The following is a 20778-nucleotide window of genomic DNA, read 5'->3' on the forward strand; positions in this document are numbered from 1 at the left end:
TTGGATGTGACGCGGGATGGTCCCGCATCCACGAAAACGGAACCGGAGACAGGCCATGACCTACGACAGAAACCGCCAGCAGGCACTCAAGGCGTACCGAGAAAAGCAGGAGAACATCACCCGGCTGATCGAGGGCATTCGCGGCAAGCTCGAAGCGGACGCGAAGCAGCCGGACATCACCTGGGCGAGCGTCGGCTCCCTCGGTCACGTCGAGGAACTGCTGCGGGAGCTGGACGAGTTCCTGTCCTGAACACACCGGGCCACCGACAAAGGAGACATCGACATGACCGAATGCACCGTGCATCAAGCCGCCGAGGCTTTCATCGGCCACCTGCGAGAATCCGGAAAGAAGGAGCGGACCCTCTACACCTACCGGAAGGACCTCGACGCGGTGGAGGCCTTCTTCGGCGCGGATCGCCAGCTCGCCGAGATCCGGCTCCCCCAGGTCGGAAAGTTCTACAAGTCCGACCTGCTGCTCAAGCTCCCTGACGGCAAGGAGCGGGCCGAACGCACCGTCGCCAAGACCGTCCGGGTGTTCCGCATGATGATGGTCTGGGCCAGAGAGTCGGGGCGCATCGAGGAGCTGCCTTTGCCCAAGAGCACGCCCATGGGTCACAGCCGGGTGAAGGAGTCCAGCGATGAGCAACCGAACGGCTGACCTCGACCTGACGGGCGCGACAGAGGCGTTCTGTGCCCGCCTGTCGGCCGAAGGACGCTCCCCTGCAACCATAGCCGCATACCGCCGAGACCTCGCCCTGGTGGCCCGCGTGGCCGGGGAGCTGGCCCCGGGGATCGTCTGCAGGGAGGTCACGGTCGGGCTCCTCGACGAGGTGTTTTCCGCCGGGGCGGTCACCGAGAGTGAGCGAGGCCCACGCTCGGCGGCCTCGCTCCATCGGATGAAGGCGGCGGTGCGGGCCTTTTTCGCCTGGGCCGCCGAGACGGGCGTGGTCGGTGACAACCCGGCCCGGTCCATCCGCATGCATCGGCTGCCGAGAAAGCTGCCGGTCTTCCTGACTACCGCCGAAAAGAAACGTCTGCTCAAGGAGCTCAAGGGGCGGACCGATTTCTCCACGCTGCGCGACCGCGCCATGATCGAGGTGTTGCTGGGCACGGGGATCAGGCTTGGCGAGCTGACCGCGCTCGACATGGATGACATCGACCTCGACGCCAAGCATCTGCGGGTGCGGGCCAAGGGGAATGTGCCGCAGGTCAAGTTCATCAAGACCGACCTCCGCACATTGCTGCGCCGTTACCTGGCCGAGCGTCGTCGACACGGCCGCCCGGAAATGGAAGCCCTGTTCCTGTCGAACCGGGACGGCAGACTCTGCCAGCGGCAGATAGCCAACCGGCTCGCTCACTGGCTGCGGAAGGCCGGGATCGAAAAGGAACTGACGCCGCACGGGCTGCGGCATACCTTCGCCACCCACCTCTACGGCGCGACAAATGACCTGCTCGTGGTGCAGCGGGCCTTGGGGCACCGGGACGTGTCCACCACCCAGATCTACACCCACCTCGTGGACGGTCAGCTCGAGGAAGCCCTCGAACGCCTTTGATCCTTCCGGACCCGACGATGGGAGCGGCCTCGGCTGCTCCTGTTTTCGTTGGGCGAGACAGTGTCGAAGACAGTGAATGACAGTGCCCGCAGAAGAACACATCCGCCGATGATGAATGATCATGACGGAGGGTCTCTACCTCCCGGGTGGAGCGGGAAATATCGATTGACCGGAATTTCTCCTTCGCTGTCTGTCGGCCGCACATCGCTATAACTGCTTGGCTTGTGCGCTCCTGGCGCGGAACACACATGGCAATATCTGCTTGGCATATGCGAGGGCCGTTGCCGAAGGAATGGCTGTTTGCGGGGCTTGTCCGGTTCGGCCTGGGTCTCGACATGCCAATATCTACTTGGGTTATGTGAGAGAGCTCCGGCGTGAACATGCCAATATCTGCTTGGCTTATGCGGCTCGGCTTATGCGCACACATGCCAAGTGGATATCGAGAACTGCAGGAGGAAATCGAGGAGTGAAAATGATGATCGGTGGCCGATGAGTGCCGATTCCGAAAGTGCAAGGAACACGTCTTATCCGCAATTCCTGGTGAAGCTGTCTGCCGCAAGTCGCCGTGTGCCGGGGTCATCGGAAAAGCCCTCCATGGTGTTATCCGCAATTCTTTCCGCGTTTCTTGCGGCCGGAGGTTTTCGTGGCCGGAGCATTGGCGGCCTCGGCCACCTTCTCGAGCAGCGCCGCCGCCCATTCCGCCGGAGAGGTCTGCGGGCCTTTCGGCTCCTCACCCTCGCGGGCAATCTTGGTGGTCTTGAGATCCTTCATGTGGCAGCGGATCATCCGGTCGAGCTTCTCGGCGGCGTCCGTGTTCCCCTCGATCTGGGCGCGGACCAGCTTCACCGAATAGACGCCCACCAGCTCCACCTGCAGGAAGTCGCTGGACTTGTTGAACTCGAAGTCCTGGTTGAGGCGGTCGATGATCGCGTCGAACATGACCTTCTCTTCCGGCGTCAGGCAGCGGTCGGCGAAGATGCCGTGACGCAGCCGGTTCTGGTTGCCCTCGGGCGCACCAGGCCCGCGCCGGGGCGGTTCGGTCTTGCCCTCGTTGCGATGCCAGCGGTCCAGCGTCTCTTTGTCCGGTTTGTTCAGTGCCACGTGGAAATCCTGCCGAATATTGTTTTCCCAAGCCGGGATGCGGGGCGGGAGGCCGATTTAGCCTCCAAACGCGCTCCCGCTGGTTCAGGGGTTACTTACCGGAAGCGGCGGCCAACTGTCGGTCCCGGTCCTGCTTTCGTTCGGCGGCGATGATCTGGTTGACGCGGCGGGTAGTCACTCCGGCGAGGTTGGAGATCTCCTGGCTGCTGATCCCCTGCAGATGAAGGGCAAGCACCAGGTCGCGGCGTTCCTGGTAGAAGCGGCTCGGTGCCGGGACCCAGAGAATTCCGGTGTAATGCTTCTGGATCTGATCGAAGAGTTCCTCGGGCAGGACATCCTTGGCGTTGGCGTAGCGTTTCTTTTTTTTCACGTCTCAATCCTCCATTTTCTTCATCCACGGCTGCGGCACCTCCGGGTTGTAGAATCGCAGCGTGCTGGGACGCCCGGACTTCGGCCCGTGGATAATTTCAATAAAACGCTCGGTGACCTCGCCAATCTCCTGATCGCCATCGACGAAACAGACCAGGCCGTAGTCCTCGCCGCAGGGAAACCGAAACCGGCCCTGGTTCTGATAGAGGCGTGCCTCGGACCAGCCCTTGGGCAGGGCCTCCTCACGGATGGCATCGACCTTGGCGACTGCCTGGGAAGTCACCGGCTGCTTACATTTCCAAGCTTGGTTCCCGGGATAAATCCAGTCCTTTGTGGCAACTACGACAGGTTTCTCCTGGGCCTCGGGACGAAGCGCGGGTGGCCGATAGTTCTTCGTGGAAAAGGAATGCAGTACCCCCTGCAGGTTTTCCTTGCCGAACTCCCGGATGGCCAGCTCCTGCAGGGCGTTGAATCGCTGCCGCAGCGTATTCCAGGCATCCTCGGGGAGCTTTCCGGCCTTGTGCGCGGCTTGGGCGGTGACCATGCGGGAACGTAGCCAGGCAAAGTATTCAGGCGACAGACGGCGACACAGCGTGCCGTTGATCTCCCTGTCTTCAGGCCAGTCGTGGGCGTCCTCGATCTTGTGAACGTCGAGCCCGGTGGAGACATAGATGGCGGGCTGCGGTGGTTGCGGTGGTAATGATGGGGTTTCACATCCAGCCGAGGCGTCCTGCCCTCCGGCGGTGTGCTTGATCATGGTTTTCAGAAGGCTCATGGCTTCAGGCTCCAGAAATACGGGTTAATCGCTTTTTCTGTTACTTACCGGAGCAGCCCTGAAACCGTCGGTGACCATCTGCTGCGGTGGATACGTGCGGTGGCTGCGGTGGTCGTGCGGTGGAAGGTTTTCTCGTCCCACCGCAGGGGATGGTTCTTTGTTTGTTATTTGTTTTTAGATAGTTATGAAGAAAGAGAAGATAGAGTGCGGTGGTTGCGGTGGTATTTGGGGAATGTCTCTCTCGCTGGGTCGGAATTTCTCTAGCGGGGGACGCCGGGTTGGTAGGAAGAAAAAAAATTTCAGCCCATAGGGGGTGAGACCTCTGGATTGACCACCGCAACCACCGCAAAGGCCATGAAAGCTTTGTCTGGTAAGGGTTTGGCGTGCGGTGGTCATCCACCGCAAGGGACAGCGGTGTTCACCGCACCACCGCAAAAGAAAAGGACGCCCGAGAGCGTCCTGGATGATTGGGTCAGTATGGCGTGGAATCAGAGGTTGGCGTTCTTGACGATCCGGTATTCGAAGTTCTTGGTGTGGGCGTTGCGCTGCCGGTCGATGTCAAACCCGGCGTCCCGTATGACGTCCAGGTCGTTGCTGATGCGCCGACCGAGCTGGGCGGGCTTCTTGTATTCGAACTCGAGGTTGAATTCCCGGCCGACCCTGCGTAGCGCCGCGAGCAGCCGTCCCGCCGACACCGGTTCCATAGTGTTCTCGTTCTCGAACCTCACCTGATAGCGTTCGATGAACCCCACCACGTGGTTTGCCCGGTCGTCCTCGCCGTAGCGGGCCTTCTCGTCCAGTTCCACCGCGTTCCGGTAGGCATGGAAGAGCGACGCCAGCGCCGTGGCAATGGGGTTCGACTCCCGCGCCATCTCCTGGCTGGTGTCGTTGATGGAATGAATCTGCTCGATGAACAGCGGGCTTAGATCCTCGAGTCCGGTGGTCACCTCGTGTTCCTCGGACCCGGCCAGCATCATCAGGTACATCAGGCTCAGATAATCGTTGCAACGGCGCTTGCCATGGGTCGGCATGGTTCGGTGCAGCAGACGCATGACCTGTTTCTGGGCTCCGTCCCGGATCATCGCCAGAACATGACTGGTTCGCTTCATAATGGCCGAGATGATCAGGTCCCGGTTCTGCTGGATGGCGGAAATGACCTCCGATTCCAGAAAGCAGTCGCTTGCCTGGTTGGCGAGGTCGAAGTTGATGACGAAGGACCTCGACAGTATCTCCGAAAGCTCCCCGCACAGCGGCTCGATGCCGGTGGTGTTCAGCAGGCATTTGGTCCGCTCGGTGATGGTCTCGCTGTCGGTGCCGCTCTTGCGCTTCTCTTTGGCGATGCCGGTGATGCTGGTCAGCATGAAGGTGGTCAGATCCTCGGTCATCTGCTTGACCTCGATGTTGTCGAGGACGATGAGCGGGTTCTGCGAGCCATCGGTGTAGTTCGCCGCGTCGGTGGCCTTCTTGTGCTGGGGCTCGCCGTAAAGCAGCGTTGAAGTGATCTTGCTGGCGGTGGTCTTTCCCGATCCGGCCGAGCCCTCGAATCGGGTCATGGGCCGTGTCCCGGCGAAGTCGATCAGCAGGAAACAGGAGAGCCAGGAAAGGATGAGAAAGCGATCCCCCTGCGGGCAGGTCATGTTGCTCACGAGCAGATCGACCAGGAGCCGGTCCGCCTCTTCGAGGTCGGCGTCGGGCAGGAATTTCAGCGGCTTCATCTTGCGCGAGCCGTCCAGGATGATGCCGTCCTCGTTGCCGCCGTTCTTCATGATCTGAATCTCGTCCGGGGTGATCTTGGCGATCTCGTGCTCCGGATTGTTCAGGTTGAAATAGACGGTGTAGGAGGCCACATCGGTGTGCAGCCAGGAAAAATGGTCGCGCACCTGGCCACGGATCATCGCCAGGCTGGGTAGTACCTCGAAAAATGTCCGTCCGCCGTTGGAGGTCGGCACCATGCCCGTATGCTTATAGAGCATGGCCGCGTAATGGCGCTTGCGGCCCCGGTCCGGTGAATCCATCCAATAGATGGCGTTGTCGAAATACATGAACGGCTCGCCCGGCAGGGTGTGAAAGAACTGGGCACCGTTGGAGGTGAACCAGTCGTAGGCGGCCTCGGCGGCCAGGGTGTAGTCGGGAGCGCCGTTCTCCAGTTCCGTGTCGATCAGCACCTCGTCAACCCGGGCGCGGCATGATCCGGGCATCGCGCCGGACATCCGCTTGGCCTTTTTCTTTTCGTTGCGGAACTCGACCTTTCGGTCCTTCTGGATGGCGCGGATTTGTTCCTTCAGGGTGGCCATGGAGACGCCACCACCGATGCGCTCCTGCACCAGCTTCAGCAGACGGGCCTGTTCCAGCGGAGACTGCTCGGAGATCTCCCCCAGGATCGGCTCGAGCAGGCGGTTGCGTTCCTCCTCTTCAGCGCCCTCGGGCAGCGAGCGCACGCCGAACTCGATGGGCGTGCTGGCCTCGGCGAGCAGACGTTCGAAATCCTCCCGGGTATGCCCGGCGGCAATGTAATCGTTGACGTCGATCTTGGCAGTGGCGAGAAGCGCCTCGACCGCCTGGACTTCCTCGGCGGGACGTCCCGCCAGCAGCTTGGCCAGCTCCTTCGCCCCCACGCTCGCCGTCAGGCCGAAGCGTTCGGTCAGCTCCTGCCGGGCCGAGTTCTGTGTCTCCGACAAGGGCAGCGTCACCAGCCGGGTGTCGATCTTGTGTTCGGCCAGGGTACGGGCGGTTTGCAGCGCCCCCTTGAGACCGGCTTGGGAGAGTTCGTTGTCCTGACAGATGTAGACGGTTTCGACGCCGCGCAGCTTGGGGATCAGGCGCTCCCAATCGGCGGCCCGGATGCGGACGGTGACCGGAGATACGGTGGGCAGGCCCAGTTGCATCAGCGCCAGGCAATCGGTCACCCCCTCGGTGATGATCACCTTGCCGGGCCTCGCCAGCAGGCAGTCCTCGTTGAACAGCAGCGCGTTGTTGATGAAGTCGGCGACGTAAGGCCGTTGGTGTTCGTCGTGAACCGGCAGTTTCTTGTATTTCCCTTGCTCCCAGCCCACGTCCGGGGTCCACGGCGTCTTGCGGCCGATCATGAACACTACCCGGCCACGGCTCCAGTAGGGAAAGACGATGCGGCGCTCGAAAAATGGCGTCAGGCCGTCCTGGCTGGTGGGACGGAAAGCGCCGGTGGCGGCGAGCTCCCGCTTGGAAAAACCGTCCTCACCCCCGGTCAGTTGGGCGACCGCGCCGGACGCGTTGTCCGCGTAGCCGATCAGGAGATCGTCGATGGTCTCCTCGCTCAGGGCGTATTTGGATTTCAGCCAGTCGAGGACCTCCGGCGACTCCTTGAGCCTGGCGTGGTAAAGCCTGGCCAGCGAGGTCAGCGCGTCCTTGACCCGCAGTTCGAAGGCGCGGTCGGCCTCCGTCTGGGCCAGACGCTCCTGGCTGAGGCCATAGCGCGACAGCGGAGGCAAGCCCGCCTTCTTGGCGAGATAGTCCCGGGCATGACGGTGGCTGTCCGGCATCGGACCAGATTGCCCGGCGGTGACCGAGCCTGTCTGAATGAACTCAACGAGCTGCAGCACATCACCGCCGACTCCGCAGCCGAAGCAGTACCAGCCCTGCTTGTCGAGCATCACGTGCAGCGACAGACGCGACTGGCTCTGATGGTTGGGGCAGTCGCACATCAAGCGCTGGCCGGTCTCTTGGGTGATCCGTCCCGGCAGGAGTTCCCGGGCCACGTCACCGATGTCCATCTCGGTGACGAGCCGGTAATACTCCCTGACGTTATCCGTTCCGCCCATACTCATTCGACCTCCGCGACACGGGCGAAATCGGCCTCCGCGTGCTGGGCGGCGTCCAGAAACAGGGGCAGAAAGGTCCGACGGTCATCCACCTGGCAACGCTTGGCGCAATTCTGGATGCCCCAATGGTCGCCCAGGACAATGGCGGTGCGCCGGGCGCGGGTCACCCCGGTGTAGAGCAGATTGCGGTGGTGCATGAAGGAATGCGCCTTGTGGACCACCACCACGGCGCAGGGGAATTCGGACCCCTGGGTTTTGTGGATGGTGAGCGCATAGGCGAGCTGCAGATCCTGCAGGTCGGGCGAACCCTTTTCCAGTTCCACCGGCATGCCGTCGAAATCGATGACCAGGGTGCCGTTCGTGAGAACATCGACCACATAGCCGATGGCACCATTCATCACGTTCAGGTCGTAGTTGTTCCGGGTCTGGATAACCTTGTCGTGCTTGAGAAACGGGGCGCGGCGGCCCATGGCGACCGGCGGCACTTCGGTGTCCCAGAGCTTGCGCTGGATGAGCCGCTGCAGTTCCTCGTTCAATTCCTTGGTGCCGAGCGGCCCCTTGTGGGTCGGCGTCAGCACCTGCACGTCCTTGATGATGTCGAAACCCAGGGCATCGAGCCGCTCCTGAAACAGCTCCAGCAGGAACGAGCGTGCCGCCATCGGGTCGGTGAACTGATCCACCAGATACCAATCCCGGCATCCGCCCACCGACGCCTCGCTGGTCTTGCGCACCTCGCCCTTCAGAACGGCAGTGCAGTTCTCCTTGAGGACGCCAGCCTGACGCACGACCTTGTCGAGGATGACCGTGGGGATGGCGCGTGTCTGGATCAGATCGCGCAGGATGTTCCCTGGTCCCACCGGCGGAAGCTGGTTGTGGTCCCCGACCAGCAGCACCGTGGTCCGCGACAGATCGACCGCCTCGAACAGGTGCCAAGCCAACGGCACGTCCACCATCGAAAACTCGTCGACCACCAAGACGTCGGCATCGATGGGATTCTCCTTGCTGCGCGAGAACCCCTTGCCGTCATAGCCGAGCAGACGGTGGATGGTGGTGCCGCTGCGACCGCTGACTTCCTCCAGGCGTTTGGCGGCCTTGCCGGTCGGCGCGGCGAGCACGACCTCCAGATCGCTCTCCTCGCAGATCGTGTTGATGACCGAAATGGTGTAGCTCTTGCCCGAACCGGCTCCACCCGAAATCAGGCTGATGCTGTGCTTGAGGGCCGAGCGGACCGCGTCGAGCTGCTTCTCGTTCAGCATCGCCGCGCAGCGCCGAATCAGGGCATCGAGTTTCTTGACGGACTGGAAATGAGGATTGGGTGTTTCGGCCTGGCCGAACAGCGAGGCCAGCTCCCGTTCCATGCGGACGATCTCCGGCAGAGCGACCACGAAACGTCCGCCGTGGGAATCGCAGGCAAGCGCTTGTTCTTCAATGAGCGCGTCGAGGGCGCTCTCGATGCGGACCCGGCTGTCCAGGGCATCCATGACCAGCAGAAGATTGGCCTGGTCGACCAGATCCTCGTATTCGATCCAGCAGTGGCCATTGTCCAGGGCTTCACGGACACAGAAATTTAACCCGGCCCGGATACGAGGGGTGTGGTCCTTGGGGGTGCCCAGCTTGCGGGCAATCTTGTCGACCTTCTTGAAGCCGAATCCCCGGATCTCCCGAATGAGGATATACGGGTCTTCCTTCAGGATATCGAGGCAGTTGCCGCCGAGTCTTTCGACCAGGGTGGTGACCTGATGATGGGTCAGACCGAATGCCGACAGCCAGGCCATGACGGTGTTGACGCTGCGGTTCTTCAACCATTCGTCACGCAGCCGCCGGGCCGCGTCCAGAGGCAGTCGAGCCTTGAGCGCGATGCGTTCGGGGTCATTCAGAAGGGTTTCTTCAAAGGCGTCGCCGAAACTCTCGACGATCAATCTGGCCTTGGCCGGACCAATGCCCTTGATCTCCGGATGGTTGGCCAGATAGTGGATCAGCCCCTCCGGATCGAGTTCGAGGTCGTGCTCCATCCCGTCGACCTTGAACTGACGGCCGTATTTGGGATGGGTGGACCACGACCCGAGCAGGACCACAGGCTGATTTTCCCGGGCGAACAAATTGCCCGCGAACTGGACTTCCTCACCGGTCGGGGTGAGCAGTCGGCCTGCGGAAAACTTGGGTCCGGCATAGTAAACGCGCTCTATTCTTCCCCGGAGTCGCGCCGGGTTACTCTCATTTCTTTTTGGCATCTCGCGATCCTCCGGTGAAAACGTGTCAGGTACTCCTCGACAAAACGGCAGGCGGCCTGCCGGTCCGAGCAGAAGTAGACGGGGACACCGAAGTCGACGACGATGGAGGCGACCGTTCCGATCAGCGCATGCGGGTGGGCATCGCTGCGGTAGCGGCCATCGACCAGATCGCGAAAGTTGCACTCGACAACCACGCAGGCGGATTCGTAGGCGGAGAGCTTTTCCAGCTCGCGGTGAAACCGCTTGCGCCCCCGGATGACGGTGGAGACGAAATCCGTCAGGGATTTGCGCTCCACCGCCACCCGTTCCTCAAGGCCGACCAGCGAGTAATCACCGGCGGGCAGCGCCTTGCGAACCGCCGAAACCTTGTCACTATCGAAGCTGTAGGGCTCCTGTTCGCGGGTGTCGACGACAACGGTGATCCGGTCCATCATCAGAACGGGATCATGTCGTCCATCGCCGCGCCGGGAGCCCCGGCATCGTCGGCCATGACAATGCGACGGTTGAAGTAGATGTTCTCGTTTTCACCGCGAGTGCGCTTGGTCACCTCCAGCTTGATGTTGAGAAGCTGCTCGAGGTGGCCCGGCAGGTCTGAGAGCTTCTGGAGCTGCAGCCCGCAGGTGTAGAGGTCCTGCTTGAGCCACTTGATGTTCTCGTTGCTGGCCATGACGTTGTTGCGCCAGAGCAGACGCCCCTTGTGGGTCGGCGCGAGAATGCGCAGGGTCCACTTGAGCATGGGATTGCCCGAAGTCTGGGCGCGGGTCAGTTCGACCCGGTCGACGTTGACCTGGTACTTGCCGTCGGGGACGGCCTCGAACTCACGTTCCTCGACTTCGGCGGTTTCGAAGGCGTCGTCGAACTGCGCCAGGTCCAGGTTGCTGTTGGATTGGTTTTCGTAGTTTTCCATGGTTGGATCTCCTTACTGTTGTGGTTTCGCCACCGCACTCGCGGTCGGCTCCGGCTTCGGCCGGGCGGCACTCGCCGCAGCTCCGGCTGCCGTGTTGTTGAACGCTTTCATGAAGCTCGGAAAATCGAGGGGGATGACTTCGGGGAGTCGGCCGGTGCGGTCACCGGCGTCGTAGTTGGGACTGGGCTTGGTGCGCATCACGCGCTGCCAGACAGGCTTGCCGTCCTCGCCGGTTTTCATGTCCAGGTCGCAGAACAGGATCAGGTCCACCAGGCCGGTGACCAGTTTCCGCGCCTTTTCCGGTAACGTCGGCACGATGCGGGTGTGTTTGCCGGTCCGGGTCTCGATGTCCCGCTCCTGGGAGTGGGAGATCAGGATCAGCCCATAGGGCAGGAAGGCGAGCTTGTTGATGACACGATGGAACTCGTTGTTGATCAGCGCGTAGCCCTTGCCGTAGCCCAGGTCGGATTCGTGCTCGATCTTGAATTTCTTGCAGACGTAGTCCGAGCACATCTTGTAGGCGTTATCCACCGTGTCGACGACGATGGTCTTGAAATCGTGCTTGCCCTCGGCGATTTCGGCGCAGGCCTGCAGAAGGTCGTCCCAGCAGGTGATCGGGGTCTGGAACACCTCCAGGGCGTTCAGACCCGGCTCGGTCGCCAGGAACAGTGCGTCATTGGCCTTGGAGCACCAGGTGCTCTTGCCGATCTTGCTCGGGCCGTACACCAGGGCGGTGAGGTCCGAGAGCGTGTGTTTGGGTTTGCTTTTGGTCTTGGGAAGCATGGCTTCGTCTCCTTATGGTTGGGATTTCAAAACACCGGAGCGGCGTCTTCACCGGCTCCGTCCCGCAGCTCTTCGTGCGGGGCGATCCGTTGGAAATGGTTTTCGATGACGTTGGGGTTGCCGCCCGAGCGGCAGAGCTGGAAGTAGGCGCAGGGTCTTCCGTACTGGAAGCAGTAGCTGGTGTTGCGGTAGAAGGTGTCGCGCCGACGGGCGTCGAGCATGGCCTTGGAGAGTTCCCACAGCTCCGCCCGCAGTTCCTCGAACTGGTCTCGGGAGATGTAGAGCACCTCGCGATGAAACATGCCCGGCTCGAGGTACTTCTCCTGGAGTCGTTGCTGGAAGGTTTCGTCGTCCTCCGGCAGCTTGCGCTTGGCGCTGCTCTTGCCGGTTTTCGACTTGGCGATCAGTTCGTCTCGGCGGGCTTCGTATTCAGCTTCGGTTTCACCCTTGCCCTGGCGCAGCCGGGCTTTGACCAGGACGTTATAGATGATGCCGCTGACCGTGATGCCGAGGGTCTGCTCCAGGTACCAGGCGTAGAGGATGATCTGGAAATCAGTCCACAGCCGCTCCAGATAGCTGGCGTCGATCTGCGCGGCGGTTTTGTGTTCCAGCAGAAAATACTGGCCATCCTGACGGACGATGCCGTCCACCTTCCCGGCGAGAATGAAACTGCGCGAGGTCGCCCCGGTCGCCGGGTTGACGATGGGACCTTCGAAGGTCTTCTCGAGCGCGACGACCTCGAACTCTTCGGCCGGGTAGTGTTTCGCATAGGCGCTCATCATGGCCCGGGCGAGATGCCAGTCGGCCTGTTGATGGTCGTCCTGCGCCCTGTTCGGATAGGTCCGGTCGATGTGGTCGAGGACCTTGGCCAGATCCCGCTCGCCGTGCCAGCACTCCAGGCAGTCGTGAATGACCGAGCCGAAGGCCAGATTGGGGTCGCGCTCGAGTGGCACCAGCTCGTCGATATAGCGCCACTTGCAGGCCATGCGGCAGTTGCGGAACAGCCGCCACATGGAATAGGTGGTGGTCATCAGCTCGCTCATACCGCCACCCCCGCTGTCGCGGCGGCGGGCGCTGCCCGATGCTTGGAGGCACAGGCGCAACCCGACGGCTGGGATCGTTCGATCAGGACCGAGCGTTCGCCGTATTCCTTGGTGGCGAAGCCGGTGAAGATGCGGGCGAGGTCGCTGCCGACATCGGTGGAGGCGTCGATCACGCAGGTGCGTCGGGCCTTGTCCAGATTGAACCGGCTCTCCATCCGCACACGGGAACGGCCATGCAGGCTTTCGACGGCCAGCATTGCCAGCATGAAAGTGTCTTCCAGTTCCTGGGCCGGGACCGACTCGTCAAAACGGTACTTGTAGGTGTCGTGAGTCATGGTTGAACTCCTCTTTTGTTCAGGTTCTGATTTCCGAGGCCCCGGATAGCCGCACCATGCGGCACGGTGCTTACTTACCGGAGCCGGAGCCGATGCGTCGGAGATCACAGGTAGTCGGTCAGGCCAGCCTCGCTGAAAGCCTCCCGCAGCTTGCTCAGTCGGTCGTAGAGGGTGGTTCTGGGAATGCCCATCTCCCGGGCGATTTCGGCCATGGTGCTGTCGTGCAGGCGCACGCACAGATCCCGGAGCTCTTCCGGCAGCGAGGCGATGGCCCGGTCGAGGTCCATGCGGATCTCATGGGCGAGACGCTCCCTTGTCTCGCGGGTGCCGCCTCCCAGGGAGCCCTCGCTGTCCAGGAAGTCGATCCGCTCGGTGGTGTTGCCTTCGCCGTTGTCGAGGGGTTCGTTGAGTGAGGTTTGGCAGAGCCGCCAGTCCCGGCATTGGGCGAACCGGGCCTCCAGGATGGTGGAGATGTGACGTTCGACGATCCGGGCCATGAAGGTGGTCTTCTTGGCCTTGGCGGGATTGAAATGCCGCATCCGCTGCAGCAGATCGATCATCAGTTCCTGTTCGAGGTCGGGTCTGTCGTCCTCGGTGAATCCGGCCTTGCCTACGAGTTGACGTGCTTTGTGCCGAATGAGGTCGGCGGCATACTTGTCGATGCCGTCGTAAGAATTCTGAGAAACCATCGGGGCCTCCTCGGAGCGAGGAGGAGGTCCGCGTGGGTGTCGGCACGGGCCAGATCACAGGACAAAGCTGTCGCGTGGGCGAAGGGGTCGCAGGTACGCCGCCAATTGCCGTATTCGGCTCGGCGACACCCACAACAGCCTCCGCCATGCGTCCAGCTTGTTGTCCAGTGTCTAAGGGTTCAGGTCGTTATGTGTTCAGGCTGCCCGTTCCTCGATGCGCATCAGGAACGGGAGACCGTGCTTGATCTCGAGCAGGCAGACTTTTCCGCTGCCCATCTGCGCGAGGTGCTCCAGCAGCGCCACGACCTCTTGCTTGAGGATGAAGTCATCCTGGTCGCGCTCGGGCCGGGGACCGCTCTGTCCGCCCAGCTTGATTTCGCGCTCGATGACCGTGTCAGGGGTGAGTTCCGGCTCGCCGTCGCGGACCGGAATGTTGGTGATGCGGCCGAAGTTGATGTCCTGCATCAGCTCGATGAGTCGCCGCTTCGATGGGGTGAGATTTTTTTTGTTCATCGTTCTGCCTCCTAAGCATGGTTTGATGTTTCTGGAGGGCAGAATAAATCCGGTTTTCATGAAGCCCTGTTTTCTGGACTTGTCTTTGGACTGTCCAAAATGAGCGGCCCAAAAAAACAAAAGGCCGCTAGGTTTTTCACCTGCGGCCTCGGTTGCGCGGAAATATTTTTTAAGAAAAGTTTCTTTGGACTGTTATTTGGACTTGACTATGTTTTCGGGAAAACGCACGCCTTTCCCCTTGCGAAAGTCTATACCAACACCTAGTTTTTTCCGGATATTAGTCAGTTGTCGTTGCATACGGCCTGGGTCTGCCGAAGCGGGAAAATACTCATCTTTCTTCCACGCACACGCATTCATAAAAGTCTTATGCTGCACCCATCCGTGGCCGATCTGATCATAAAGAATTTCCATGATCTTGGCGACGATGGACTCATTGCGGACAAAAATGTGTCCTTTATCCACCCCGTTCACGAACCAGTGGACTCTCTCGCCGATTTCTTTTCGTTCGAGAACGATCTTATCCTCTTCGGTTATTGTATTTACAGAATCGTCTCTCGATTCGTCTTCCCGCAGTGCCTCTCCGGCGTGATCAATGGAATGTGCAACATGCAAATCCGCTTTCTTGGCAATGGCATGCCAATCCAGCAAGAAAGCACAAGAAGAGTTTGTTGTGATGGCGACCATAATAATTCCAAGTCGTTTCATCTGTTGGCGGATTTCTGGGGAAAGTGCGATGCCGCCTGGGGTTAAAATGACAATCCCCACGGTATCAAGCTCTCGGTCAAGTCTCCTGCATCGAGCAATAACATCATCTTCATCCAGGTTTGGAATCGAAAGAAAAATTTCCAACGTCCCGAGGCTATCAAGTGTCTTAAGCCCCATAGGAATCAGGCCGTGATGATTGGCAAACCCGCTGCCTTCAATGCCATTCGCTTGGCGGATCACTGTCGTGAGTTTTGGAAGGGAGAGTTCATACTGCCGGACGTCGTCCTCGGTGAGCGGGATCGGATCGAAATAATTGTCCTCATCAGCAACCCCAAATATGCCCTTCGAGGTCTGGCGGACAATCAGATCGCCACCTAGGGGGAAACGTTTCGGTCGAGGAATCTCCGTTGCTCTTGATGTTTCCCTCAGGATTCCTTTCTCTCGAAGGACACGGAACTCATCTTCTGGGTAACACTCCAGTTCCCCGTGCAGAAAGACAGGACTCTCGACTTGGTCGAGACGCTGAAAGATGAAGTTGAGGAGCCCCTCAGTCAACGACGATCCCCCAATTCTTCAGATATCGGAATACGTCTTCGGCATGTGTGGCCCGTTTGAACTTGATTTTGTTGGTGCCGGACAATTCGATGCGTTTTCCCCGTCGGTCATCGGGGAACATGATTTTAAATACGGCCCGTCGGATCGTGCCACCCCCCAAACGCTTACGCAGGTAAGTCTTTTCAAGCGTCTCCATCACATTCTTGGACCGCACTATAAATGATGGGAACGGCGCTTGCGGAAGGTTGAAATGGATCTCGGCGAGGATGACTGAATGATCTTCGTCAACCGGCATGTCAAAGTCCTCCTCCGCGATCCTGGCGAGGTTTAGTCTATCTGCTGATCCGGGCGAGTCGAAAAAGTCTTCGTCTTTGAGGCAGCACTCAGCAAAAGCCTTGCGGAGAGCCGTCTCTTCTTTTTCAACAGCAGCCTCAATTTCAATCTGGCCGGTCTCGTTGTTATAGCTGATGAAATCTTGCTGGGCCGGACGTAGGATGGTCGGGGAGACTTTCGGACTTGCAGTGGTTCCTTTGAATATCAGTTCCGCTTTGACCCGCTTCTCGTGGTAAATGATGAAATTAGTGTATGCTCCTTCTTGATAGTAGCGGACGAGAACACGGTCACTGTTTTTATGATTTTTGAAAATCTCGGCAAGTTTTGATTGAAAGACTCCGGAAGCTGTATCTACGTCTGCAATGGCTGCTGCAGTCTTCCCGCGAAATATGGTGAATCGTTCTGCACGCCAAAGGGTATACCGATCATATGCGAGATTAAAAGCCTCCTCATTTTCAGTTCTGACCTTAAGGCTCAGGCACTCGACCGGCAACTCCCCGTTTCCTTCCGGCGAATAATTGCATTCCTGACAAGCTGCCAAGAGGTCTTCATGACCTCGCTCTGTACAGAGGTCATAAGCCATATAGAGACTCTCAAGCAGATCATCCTTGCTATAGCCATCGCCATTAACGAGGAATTCTTTGAAGAGGGGAACATCAAGCGATGCGGAATCAAGCTCAAGATGGCCATTCCAAAGTTCAACGAAACTGCGGAGAATGGGCTCATAGCCTTGGAATTTATCCAAAAACCGCTCTGCGTTAAAGGTTCGATGTTTCGGTTTCCCCATTTTTCTTACCTCCCTTGTTTATGCCTAACGGCAACGACCTTACCCAACACGCGAAGATCATCCTCCGGCCTGATCTGGATCTTTCTTACCTCCGGGTTCTCGGGCACCAATTCGATGAGCTCGTCTTTGATTTTCAGGCGCTTGACAGTCGCCTCGTTGTTGAGCAGCGCGACAACGATGTCTCCGTCCTCGGCGATGGGCTGCTGCCGCACGATGATCAAATCACCATCGTTGATACCGGCACCGACCATGCTGTCACCCACCGCACGGAGTGCGAAGTGCTGACCGGAACGAACGACGTTCGATTCGACCAGTACTTGGCCGATGATGTTCTCCTCAGCCAGGATGGGGCAGCCAGCCGCCACCATACCCACTACAGGTACTGAAACCAGGGAGGCAGCCATCTCGCTGGGACGGCGGGCGACGGCAATGCCGCGAGACTTCCCGTCCTCTCGCTTCAGGTATCCCTTGCGCACCAGTTGGTTGATCCGGTCGTGGGCACTCGCCGGGCTGATTTCAAAGATCTCGCTCAGTTCCTTCACCGTTGGAGGGAAGCCCTTGGCATCGACAAAACGACATATCGCTTCAAGCGTTTTCCGCTGCAACGGCGTTATCTCATCCGTCTTCGCTTTGCCCATGGCGTCTCCATTTCTGTTGAAAGACAAAAAGGCGCAATGCGCCAGCAAATCCTAATAATATAAACCTGATGCATATCAGGTCAAGAAATAATCTCACACCTGATTTCCGACACTTCCACGAGCCCCTCGGTAGGTAAGGCCTGAAGAATGCCGGTTTGAAACCGGACGAGCAGTTAGAAACCAGATAACCGACCAGAGGCGGAGCTGAGGCGGTTGTGGGTGCCATCGAACGTGCATCCCGACCGCCGCCGTTTTCTGGCATCCACACTATCCAGCCCCCCGGTCCCACCGGAGGTGTTCGATGTTGGATGTACAGGAAATGAATGATGTGCCGGGGTTGGATGACCTTGGCGAAAACGGCAAACCCGGCCGCCTTTCGGGTGAGGCGAGGCTCCAGTCAGCCGCTTCCATTCTTGCCACTGCGATCCTGCGCCGAAAGGCCAAAAAAGTATGTGTAGGCAGTGAGTTAGAGTTTTTCGAAGATTCTTCCCCTGTGCTCGGAGAAGGACTTGATTCATTGCCGGAACAGAGCATTCATTCATGACAACTCGTCCGGAAACCAAGATAAGGAGTGGAAAATGAATGAGTTACAGAACGCCGCCACAGGCGGCAAGAATCAGGACCGAACCCGAAACTCGGTCCTTCGGCAGATGGCCCTGCTGCAATCCATGTCCCTGGAGCAGCTCCGGGAAAAATGGCTCGACCTCTACGGCGAAGAGCCGCCCCAGTACAAGAAGCAATTCCTCATCAAGCGGCTGGCCTATCGCATCCAGGAGCTTTTTTACGGTGGGTTGTCGGAGCAGGCCAAGGTCCATCTTCAGCAGGCCGCCAAGGAGGACCCGGTCGCCACTGTCAATCGACGCATCCCAGAGGAGCGGAAATCAAACGAGGCGATCCTGCCCGGGACCAGGCTGGTGCGGGTATGGAACGACCGGCGCTATGAGGTGATCGTCCTTGCCGATGGCTACGAGTTCGAAGGCCGCACCTTCCGGTCGCTCAGCGCGGTGGCCAGGGAGATCACCGGGACCAGGTGGAACGGCAAGGTCTTTTTCGGACTGAAGAAGGTTTACGGCAGAAAAGTCGAGGGAGGTTCGGATGCTTGATAACAGCAATGTCGCGCCGGGCAAAAACAAGACCCTGCGCTGCGCCATTTACACACGCAAGAGTCATGAGGAAGGGCTCGAACAGGAGTTCAACTCGCTGGATGCGCAACGGGAATCGGCGGAACACTATATCGAAGCTCAGAGGATGCGGGGCTGGACGGCTCTGCCGGATCGCTATGACGATGGTGGTTTCTCGGGCGGGAACATGGAGCGTCCGGGGCTGCGCCGCCTGCTGGCGGACATCGACGCCGGGAAGATCGATGTGATCGTCGTCTACAAGGTCGACCGGCTGTCCCGCTCGCTGCTGGACTTCATGAAGATGATCGACCTCTTCAACGAGAAGGGTGTCAGCTTCGTCTCGGTCACCCAGCACTTCAGCACCACCGATCCCACCGGCCGGATGTTTCTCGGCATCCTGATCACCTTCGCCCAGTACGAGCGGGAGGTCATCGCCGAACGTATCCGGGACAAGGTGGCGGCTGCCAAGCGCCGGGGGAAATACTGCGGCGGCGTACCCATCCTCGGATACGACGTCGACAGGGACAACAAGAAGCTGCTGGTCAACCCAGATGAAGCCAGGACGGTGCAATACATCTTCCGCCGGTTCATCCAGATCGGCTCGGCCAAGAAGCTGGGCCAGGAATTGAACGAACAGGGATACCGTACCAAGGCCTGGACCACCAAGAAAGGAAAGGTGCGCGAGGGCTCCGAATGGAACACCGCCCACATCTACCGGCTGCTCAACAACCGGATCTATATCGGCGAGATCGCCCACAAGGATCGCAGTTACCCCGGCGAGCACGAAGGGATCATCGACCGGGCGACTTGGGACAAGGTGCAGGCCATTCTGGAGGACAACAAACCGGTCAAGGTTTCCATGGCCAGAACCAAAATGGTCGCCCCGCTGAAAGGCGTCATCCGCTGCGGCCACTGCGGCTGCTCGATGGGGCCGACCTACGCCCGCAAAAACGGCCGCCATTACACCTATTACATCTGTCAGAAGGACAGCAAGCGGACCGTGAGCCGGTGCCCGCTCAAACGGATTCCCGCCGGGGACATCGAGCAGGCGGTAATCGAACAGTTGAGCGCCGTGTTCCGCACACCGACGCTGGTGGCCAAGACCTACTTCGCGGCCCGGGACATCGAGCAGGCAGAGCGGGAGCGGTTGTTCAAGCAGAAAGCCCAACTCGAGATGGAACTGTCGCAGGCGCGGGAGCAGGCACTCGAATTGATGAAACCCGGCAACGATCAGCCGGGCAAGACCGAGATGCTGACGACGGTCAATCGCCAGGCGGTCGAGCTCTCGAAACAACTGACCCATGTGAGCGAGCGCTGCAAAGCCTACCAGGGGAACAGCATCACGGAACAGGACGTTTCGGAGGCCTTCCAGAATGTCGAGGGCTTCTGGGAGGACCTTTTCCCGGTGGAACGAAACCGGCTCATCCGCCTCCTGGTGGATAAGGTCGAGATCCGCGAGACCGGAATCGACATGGAGCTGCGCACCAACGGGCTGACAACACTCATCGCCGAGCTGGCTGGTCTGGCATGCGAAGTCACCGAACGGAGGGTAAGCCGATGAAAATGAAGCCGACCATTATCGTAGCCGACAACGGCAACCTGCAGATCCACATCCCGATGCTGATCCGGCGCATGCGCGGCCGCAAGACGGTCATCGCTCCCCAGGCCCTGGATGGAGATATCCCCGGGGCGCAGGAGCCGGTACAGTCCGCCGTCCTCCAGGCTCTGGCAAGGGCCTTTTCCTGGGCCGACATCCTCGAATCCGGCCAGATCAAGTCCATCAGCGAGCTTGCCCGTACCCTCGACGTCGATGGCTCGTATGTGGCCCGCATCCTCAAGCTGACGACTCTGGCCCCCGACATCGTCGAAGCCCTGATCAACGGTGAGGAACCCAACGGGCTCTCGCTGGCCAAGCTGACCCAGACCTTTCCCGAGGACTGGGCCGAGCAGCGCCGCCAGTTCGGCTTCACCACCGACTGACGACCGGACCGGAGACCACCCCAGAGAGCCGACCATCAGCGTCGGCTTTTCTACTTTGGGGTCAGGAAACCGGAGTTGACCACACTTCTTTTCACGGCCGATGCAGGTGATTTCGAAAAAAACGTCCGGTTGCGGCGTCGAACGATGACCTAAGACAACCGCCAAAAACGGCAACCATCCGCAAACCCATATCAATCAAGGATGTAGCATTCCGGACGAGCTTCGGACTTGGTCCGGAGAAAACAGAGAATCAGGGGCCAAACAGAGAAAGAAAGGCTCGAGGATGGGGAGAATCGATGGTGCGGAGAGGTGCTTCGGAAAGATGTGAAACAGGCGCAAACCCTTTAGAAACAAGGGGAAAAAGAAAACCCGTCACCCCGGAGAATGACCCCAGAGAGACGGGTTTGTCTTTTCTAAATGGTGGAGGTGGCGGGAATCGAACCCGCGTCCGAAGATCATACACTGAAGGCGTCTACATGCTTATGCCAGGATTTAATTTAGCCGCCCGACTCTCCCCTGGCAGGGATTTCCGGGAAGCGATTCCACTAAGGTTTCGCCTTGGG

At 59.6% G+C, this 20778-nt stretch carries 22 protein-coding genes and 1 other RNA gene; 7 read left to right on the forward strand and 16 right to left on the reverse strand.

Annotation, left to right across the window (positions count from 1 at the left end; genetic code table 11):
• Nucleotides 1–55: 55 nt before the first annotated feature.
• The 3 genes from AC6CDK_RS04735 to AC6CDK_RS04745 are packed head-to-tail and all read left to right on the forward strand — an operon-like array spanning nt 56 to nt 1553.
• Nucleotides 56–250 carry a hypothetical protein gene (locus AC6CDK_RS04735; protein WP_011367833.1) on the forward strand — a complete coding sequence of 65 codons (195 nt, stop codon included), beginning with the start codon at nt 56–58 and terminating at the stop codon, nt 248–250.
• A gap of 33 nt (nt 251–283) precedes the next feature.
• The gene (locus tag AC6CDK_RS04740) at nt 284–658 is read left to right on the forward strand and encodes a hypothetical protein (protein WP_011367834.1); all 375 of its coding nucleotides are present in this window, start codon (nt 284–286) and stop codon (nt 656–658) included.
• Nucleotides 639–1553 carry a tyrosine-type recombinase/integrase gene (locus tag AC6CDK_RS04745; RefSeq protein ID WP_011367835.1) on the forward strand — a complete coding sequence of 305 codons (915 nt, stop codon included), beginning with the start codon at nt 639–641 and terminating at the stop codon, nt 1551–1553. Before AC6CDK_RS04740 ends, AC6CDK_RS04745 begins: the two co-directional genes overlap by 20 nt.
• A 600-nt stretch (nt 1554–2153) precedes the next feature.
• Here the strand turns inward: AC6CDK_RS04745 and AC6CDK_RS04750 are convergent.
• The 15 genes from AC6CDK_RS04750 to lexA form a co-directional block, all read right to left on the reverse strand.
• A complete protein-coding gene (locus AC6CDK_RS04750; RefSeq protein ID WP_013258634.1) occupies nt 2154–2654 on the reverse strand; it encodes a hypothetical protein in 501 nt (166 codons plus the stop codon).
• A 91-nt stretch (nt 2655–2745) separates the two neighbouring features.
• Nucleotides 2746–3024, reverse strand: coding sequence for a hypothetical protein (locus AC6CDK_RS04755; protein WP_155314816.1), 279 nt, complete (start codon nt 3022–3024; stop codon nt 2746–2748).
• 3 nt (nt 3025–3027) lie between these two features.
• Nucleotides 3028–3798, reverse strand: coding sequence for a hypothetical protein (locus AC6CDK_RS04760; protein WP_192905220.1), 771 nt, complete (start codon nt 3796–3798; stop codon nt 3028–3030).
• A 488-nt stretch (nt 3799–4286) separates the two neighbouring features.
• Nucleotides 4287–7595, reverse strand: a complete 3309-nt coding sequence (locus tag AC6CDK_RS04765) for a CHC2 zinc finger domain-containing protein (protein ID WP_226048251.1) — start codon at nt 7593–7595, stop codon at nt 4287–4289.
• 2 nt (nt 7596–7597) lie between these two features.
• Nucleotides 7598–9826: an SF1B family DNA helicase RecD2 gene (gene recD2 / locus AC6CDK_RS04770; RefSeq protein ID WP_192905222.1), complete on the reverse strand. Its 2229-nt coding sequence runs from the start codon at nt 9824–9826 to the stop codon at nt 7598–7600.
• The gene (locus AC6CDK_RS04775; RefSeq protein WP_013258639.1) at nt 9778–10260 is read right to left on the reverse strand and encodes an ERCC4 domain-containing protein; all 483 of its coding nucleotides are present in this window, start codon (nt 10258–10260) and stop codon (nt 9778–9780) included. Before AC6CDK_RS04775 ends, recD2 begins: the two co-directional genes overlap by 49 nt.
• Nucleotides 10260–10733, reverse strand: a complete 474-nt coding sequence (locus tag AC6CDK_RS04780) for a DUF669 domain-containing protein (RefSeq protein ID WP_192905223.1) — start codon at nt 10731–10733, stop codon at nt 10260–10262. Before AC6CDK_RS04780 ends, AC6CDK_RS04775 begins: the two co-directional genes overlap by 1 nt.
• Nucleotides 10734–10745: 12 nt before the next feature.
• On the reverse strand, nt 10746–11516 hold the full coding sequence (locus AC6CDK_RS04785; RefSeq protein ID WP_192905224.1) for an ATP-binding protein: 771 nt from the start codon (nt 11514–11516) through the stop codon (nt 10746–10748).
• Nucleotides 11517–11542: 26 nt separating this feature from the next.
• Nucleotides 11543–12559: a PD-(D/E)XK nuclease family protein gene (locus AC6CDK_RS04790; RefSeq protein WP_144234526.1), complete on the reverse strand. Its 1017-nt coding sequence runs from the start codon at nt 12557–12559 to the stop codon at nt 11543–11545.
• The gene (locus AC6CDK_RS04795; protein WP_029895089.1) at nt 12556–12894 is read right to left on the reverse strand and encodes a hypothetical protein; all 339 of its coding nucleotides are present in this window, start codon (nt 12892–12894) and stop codon (nt 12556–12558) included. The genes AC6CDK_RS04790 and AC6CDK_RS04795 overlap by 4 nt, the downstream gene beginning before the upstream one ends.
• 104 nt (nt 12895–12998) lie before the next feature.
• Nucleotides 12999–13583, reverse strand: a complete 585-nt coding sequence (locus AC6CDK_RS04800) for a sigma-70 family RNA polymerase sigma factor (RefSeq protein WP_192623659.1) — start codon at nt 13581–13583, stop codon at nt 12999–13001.
• 195 nt (nt 13584–13778) lie between these two features.
• Nucleotides 13779–14096, reverse strand: a complete 318-nt coding sequence (locus AC6CDK_RS04805) for a hypothetical protein (RefSeq protein WP_192623658.1) — start codon at nt 14094–14096, stop codon at nt 13779–13781.
• Nucleotides 14097–14288: 192 nt separating this feature from the next.
• Complete coding sequence (locus AC6CDK_RS04810; RefSeq protein ID WP_192623657.1) at nt 14289–15356, reverse strand: hypothetical protein; 1068 nt, start codon at nt 15354–15356, stop codon at nt 14289–14291.
• A complete protein-coding gene (locus AC6CDK_RS04815) occupies nt 15349–16476 on the reverse strand; it encodes a hypothetical protein (protein ID WP_192623656.1) in 1128 nt (375 codons plus the stop codon). The genes AC6CDK_RS04810 and AC6CDK_RS04815 overlap by 8 nt, the downstream gene beginning before the upstream one ends.
• A gap of 5 nt (nt 16477–16481) precedes the next feature.
• Nucleotides 16482–17114 (reverse strand): transcriptional repressor LexA, encoded by a 633-nt coding sequence (lexA, locus tag AC6CDK_RS04820; RefSeq protein WP_192905225.1) that lies wholly within the window; start codon nt 17112–17114, stop codon nt 16482–16484.
• 301 nt (nt 17115–17415) lie between these two features.
• Between lexA and AC6CDK_RS04825 the strand changes: the two genes are divergently transcribed.
• From AC6CDK_RS04825 to AC6CDK_RS04840, 4 genes are read left to right on the forward strand one after another with little or no spacing between them, the layout of a single operon-like run.
• Nucleotides 17416–17658, forward strand: coding sequence for a hypothetical protein (locus AC6CDK_RS04825; RefSeq protein ID WP_192623654.1), 243 nt, complete (start codon nt 17416–17418; stop codon nt 17656–17658).
• A gap of 34 nt (nt 17659–17692) precedes the next feature.
• Nucleotides 17693–18217 carry a DUF2924 domain-containing protein gene (locus tag AC6CDK_RS04830; protein WP_192623653.1) on the forward strand — a complete coding sequence of 175 codons (525 nt, stop codon included), beginning with the start codon at nt 17693–17695 and terminating at the stop codon, nt 18215–18217.
• Nucleotides 18210–19796: a recombinase family protein gene (locus tag AC6CDK_RS04835; RefSeq protein ID WP_192905226.1), complete on the forward strand. Its 1587-nt coding sequence runs from the start codon at nt 18210–18212 to the stop codon at nt 19794–19796. The genes AC6CDK_RS04830 and AC6CDK_RS04835 overlap by 8 nt, the downstream gene beginning before the upstream one ends.
• Complete coding sequence (locus tag AC6CDK_RS04840; protein ID WP_192905227.1) at nt 19793–20215, forward strand: hypothetical protein; 423 nt, start codon at nt 19793–19795, stop codon at nt 20213–20215. The genes AC6CDK_RS04835 and AC6CDK_RS04840 overlap by 4 nt, the downstream gene beginning before the upstream one ends.
• A gap of 418 nt (nt 20216–20633) precedes the next feature.
• On the opposite strand, the gene ssrA is transcribed toward AC6CDK_RS04840, so the two are convergent.
• Nucleotides 20634–20778, reverse strand: a transfer-messenger RNA (tmRNA) gene (ssrA, locus tag AC6CDK_RS04845); the annotation flags it as partial.

Source organism: Geobacter sp. PheSNFMC (genome assembly GCF_059620965.1).

What these genes read in the sequence shown, in the direction of transcription:
- AC6CDK_RS04735 (WP_011367833.1), top strand. Translation starts at nt 56, where the DNA reads ATGACCTACGACAGAAACCGCCAGCAGGCACTCAAGGCGTACCGAGAA.
- AC6CDK_RS04740 (WP_011367834.1), top strand. Translation starts at nt 284, where the DNA reads ATGACCGAATGCACCGTGCATCAAGCCGCCGAGGCTTTCATCGGCCAC.
- AC6CDK_RS04745 (WP_011367835.1), top strand. Translation starts at nt 639, where the DNA reads ATGAGCAACCGAACGGCTGACCTCGACCTGACGGGCGCGACAGAGGCG.
- AC6CDK_RS04760 (WP_192905220.1), bottom strand. Translation starts at nt 3,798, where the DNA reads ATGAGCCTTCTGAAAACCATGATCAAGCACACCGCCGGAGGGCAGGAC.
- AC6CDK_RS04765 (WP_226048251.1), bottom strand. Translation starts at nt 7,595, where the DNA reads ATGGGCGGAACGGATAACGTCAGGGAGTATTACCGGCTCGTCACCGAG.
- recD2 (WP_192905222.1), bottom strand. Translation starts at nt 9,826, where the DNA reads ATGCCAAAAAGAAATGAGAGTAACCCGGCGCGACTCCGGGGAAGAATA.
- AC6CDK_RS04775 (WP_013258639.1), bottom strand. Translation starts at nt 10,260, where the DNA reads ATGATGGACCGGATCACCGTTGTCGTCGACACCCGCGAACAGGAGCCC.
- AC6CDK_RS04780 (WP_192905223.1), bottom strand. Translation starts at nt 10,733, where the DNA reads ATGGAAAACTACGAAAACCAATCCAACAGCAACCTGGACCTGGCGCAG.
- AC6CDK_RS04785 (WP_192905224.1), bottom strand. Translation starts at nt 11,516, where the DNA reads ATGCTTCCCAAGACCAAAAGCAAACCCAAACACACGCTCTCGGACCTC.
- AC6CDK_RS04790 (WP_144234526.1), bottom strand. Translation starts at nt 12,559, where the DNA reads ATGAGCGAGCTGATGACCACCACCTATTCCATGTGGCGGCTGTTCCGC.
- AC6CDK_RS04795 (WP_029895089.1), bottom strand. Translation starts at nt 12,894, where the DNA reads ATGACTCACGACACCTACAAGTACCGTTTTGACGAGTCGGTCCCGGCC.
- AC6CDK_RS04800 (WP_192623659.1), bottom strand. Translation starts at nt 13,583, where the DNA reads ATGGTTTCTCAGAATTCTTACGACGGCATCGACAAGTATGCCGCCGAC.
- AC6CDK_RS04805 (WP_192623658.1), bottom strand. Translation starts at nt 14,096, where the DNA reads ATGAACAAAAAAAATCTCACCCCATCGAAGCGGCGACTCATCGAGCTG.
- AC6CDK_RS04815 (WP_192623656.1), bottom strand. Translation starts at nt 16,476, where the DNA reads ATGGGGAAACCGAAACATCGAACCTTTAACGCAGAGCGGTTTTTGGAT.
- lexA (WP_192905225.1), bottom strand. Translation starts at nt 17,114, where the DNA reads ATGGGCAAAGCGAAGACGGATGAGATAACGCCGTTGCAGCGGAAAACG.
- AC6CDK_RS04825 (WP_192623654.1), top strand. Translation starts at nt 17,416, where the DNA reads ATGTTGGATGTACAGGAAATGAATGATGTGCCGGGGTTGGATGACCTT.
- AC6CDK_RS04830 (WP_192623653.1), top strand. Translation starts at nt 17,693, where the DNA reads ATGAATGAGTTACAGAACGCCGCCACAGGCGGCAAGAATCAGGACCGA.
- AC6CDK_RS04835 (WP_192905226.1), top strand. Translation starts at nt 18,210, where the DNA reads ATGCTTGATAACAGCAATGTCGCGCCGGGCAAAAACAAGACCCTGCGC.
- AC6CDK_RS04840 (WP_192905227.1), top strand. Translation starts at nt 19,793, where the DNA reads ATGAAAATGAAGCCGACCATTATCGTAGCCGACAACGGCAACCTGCAG.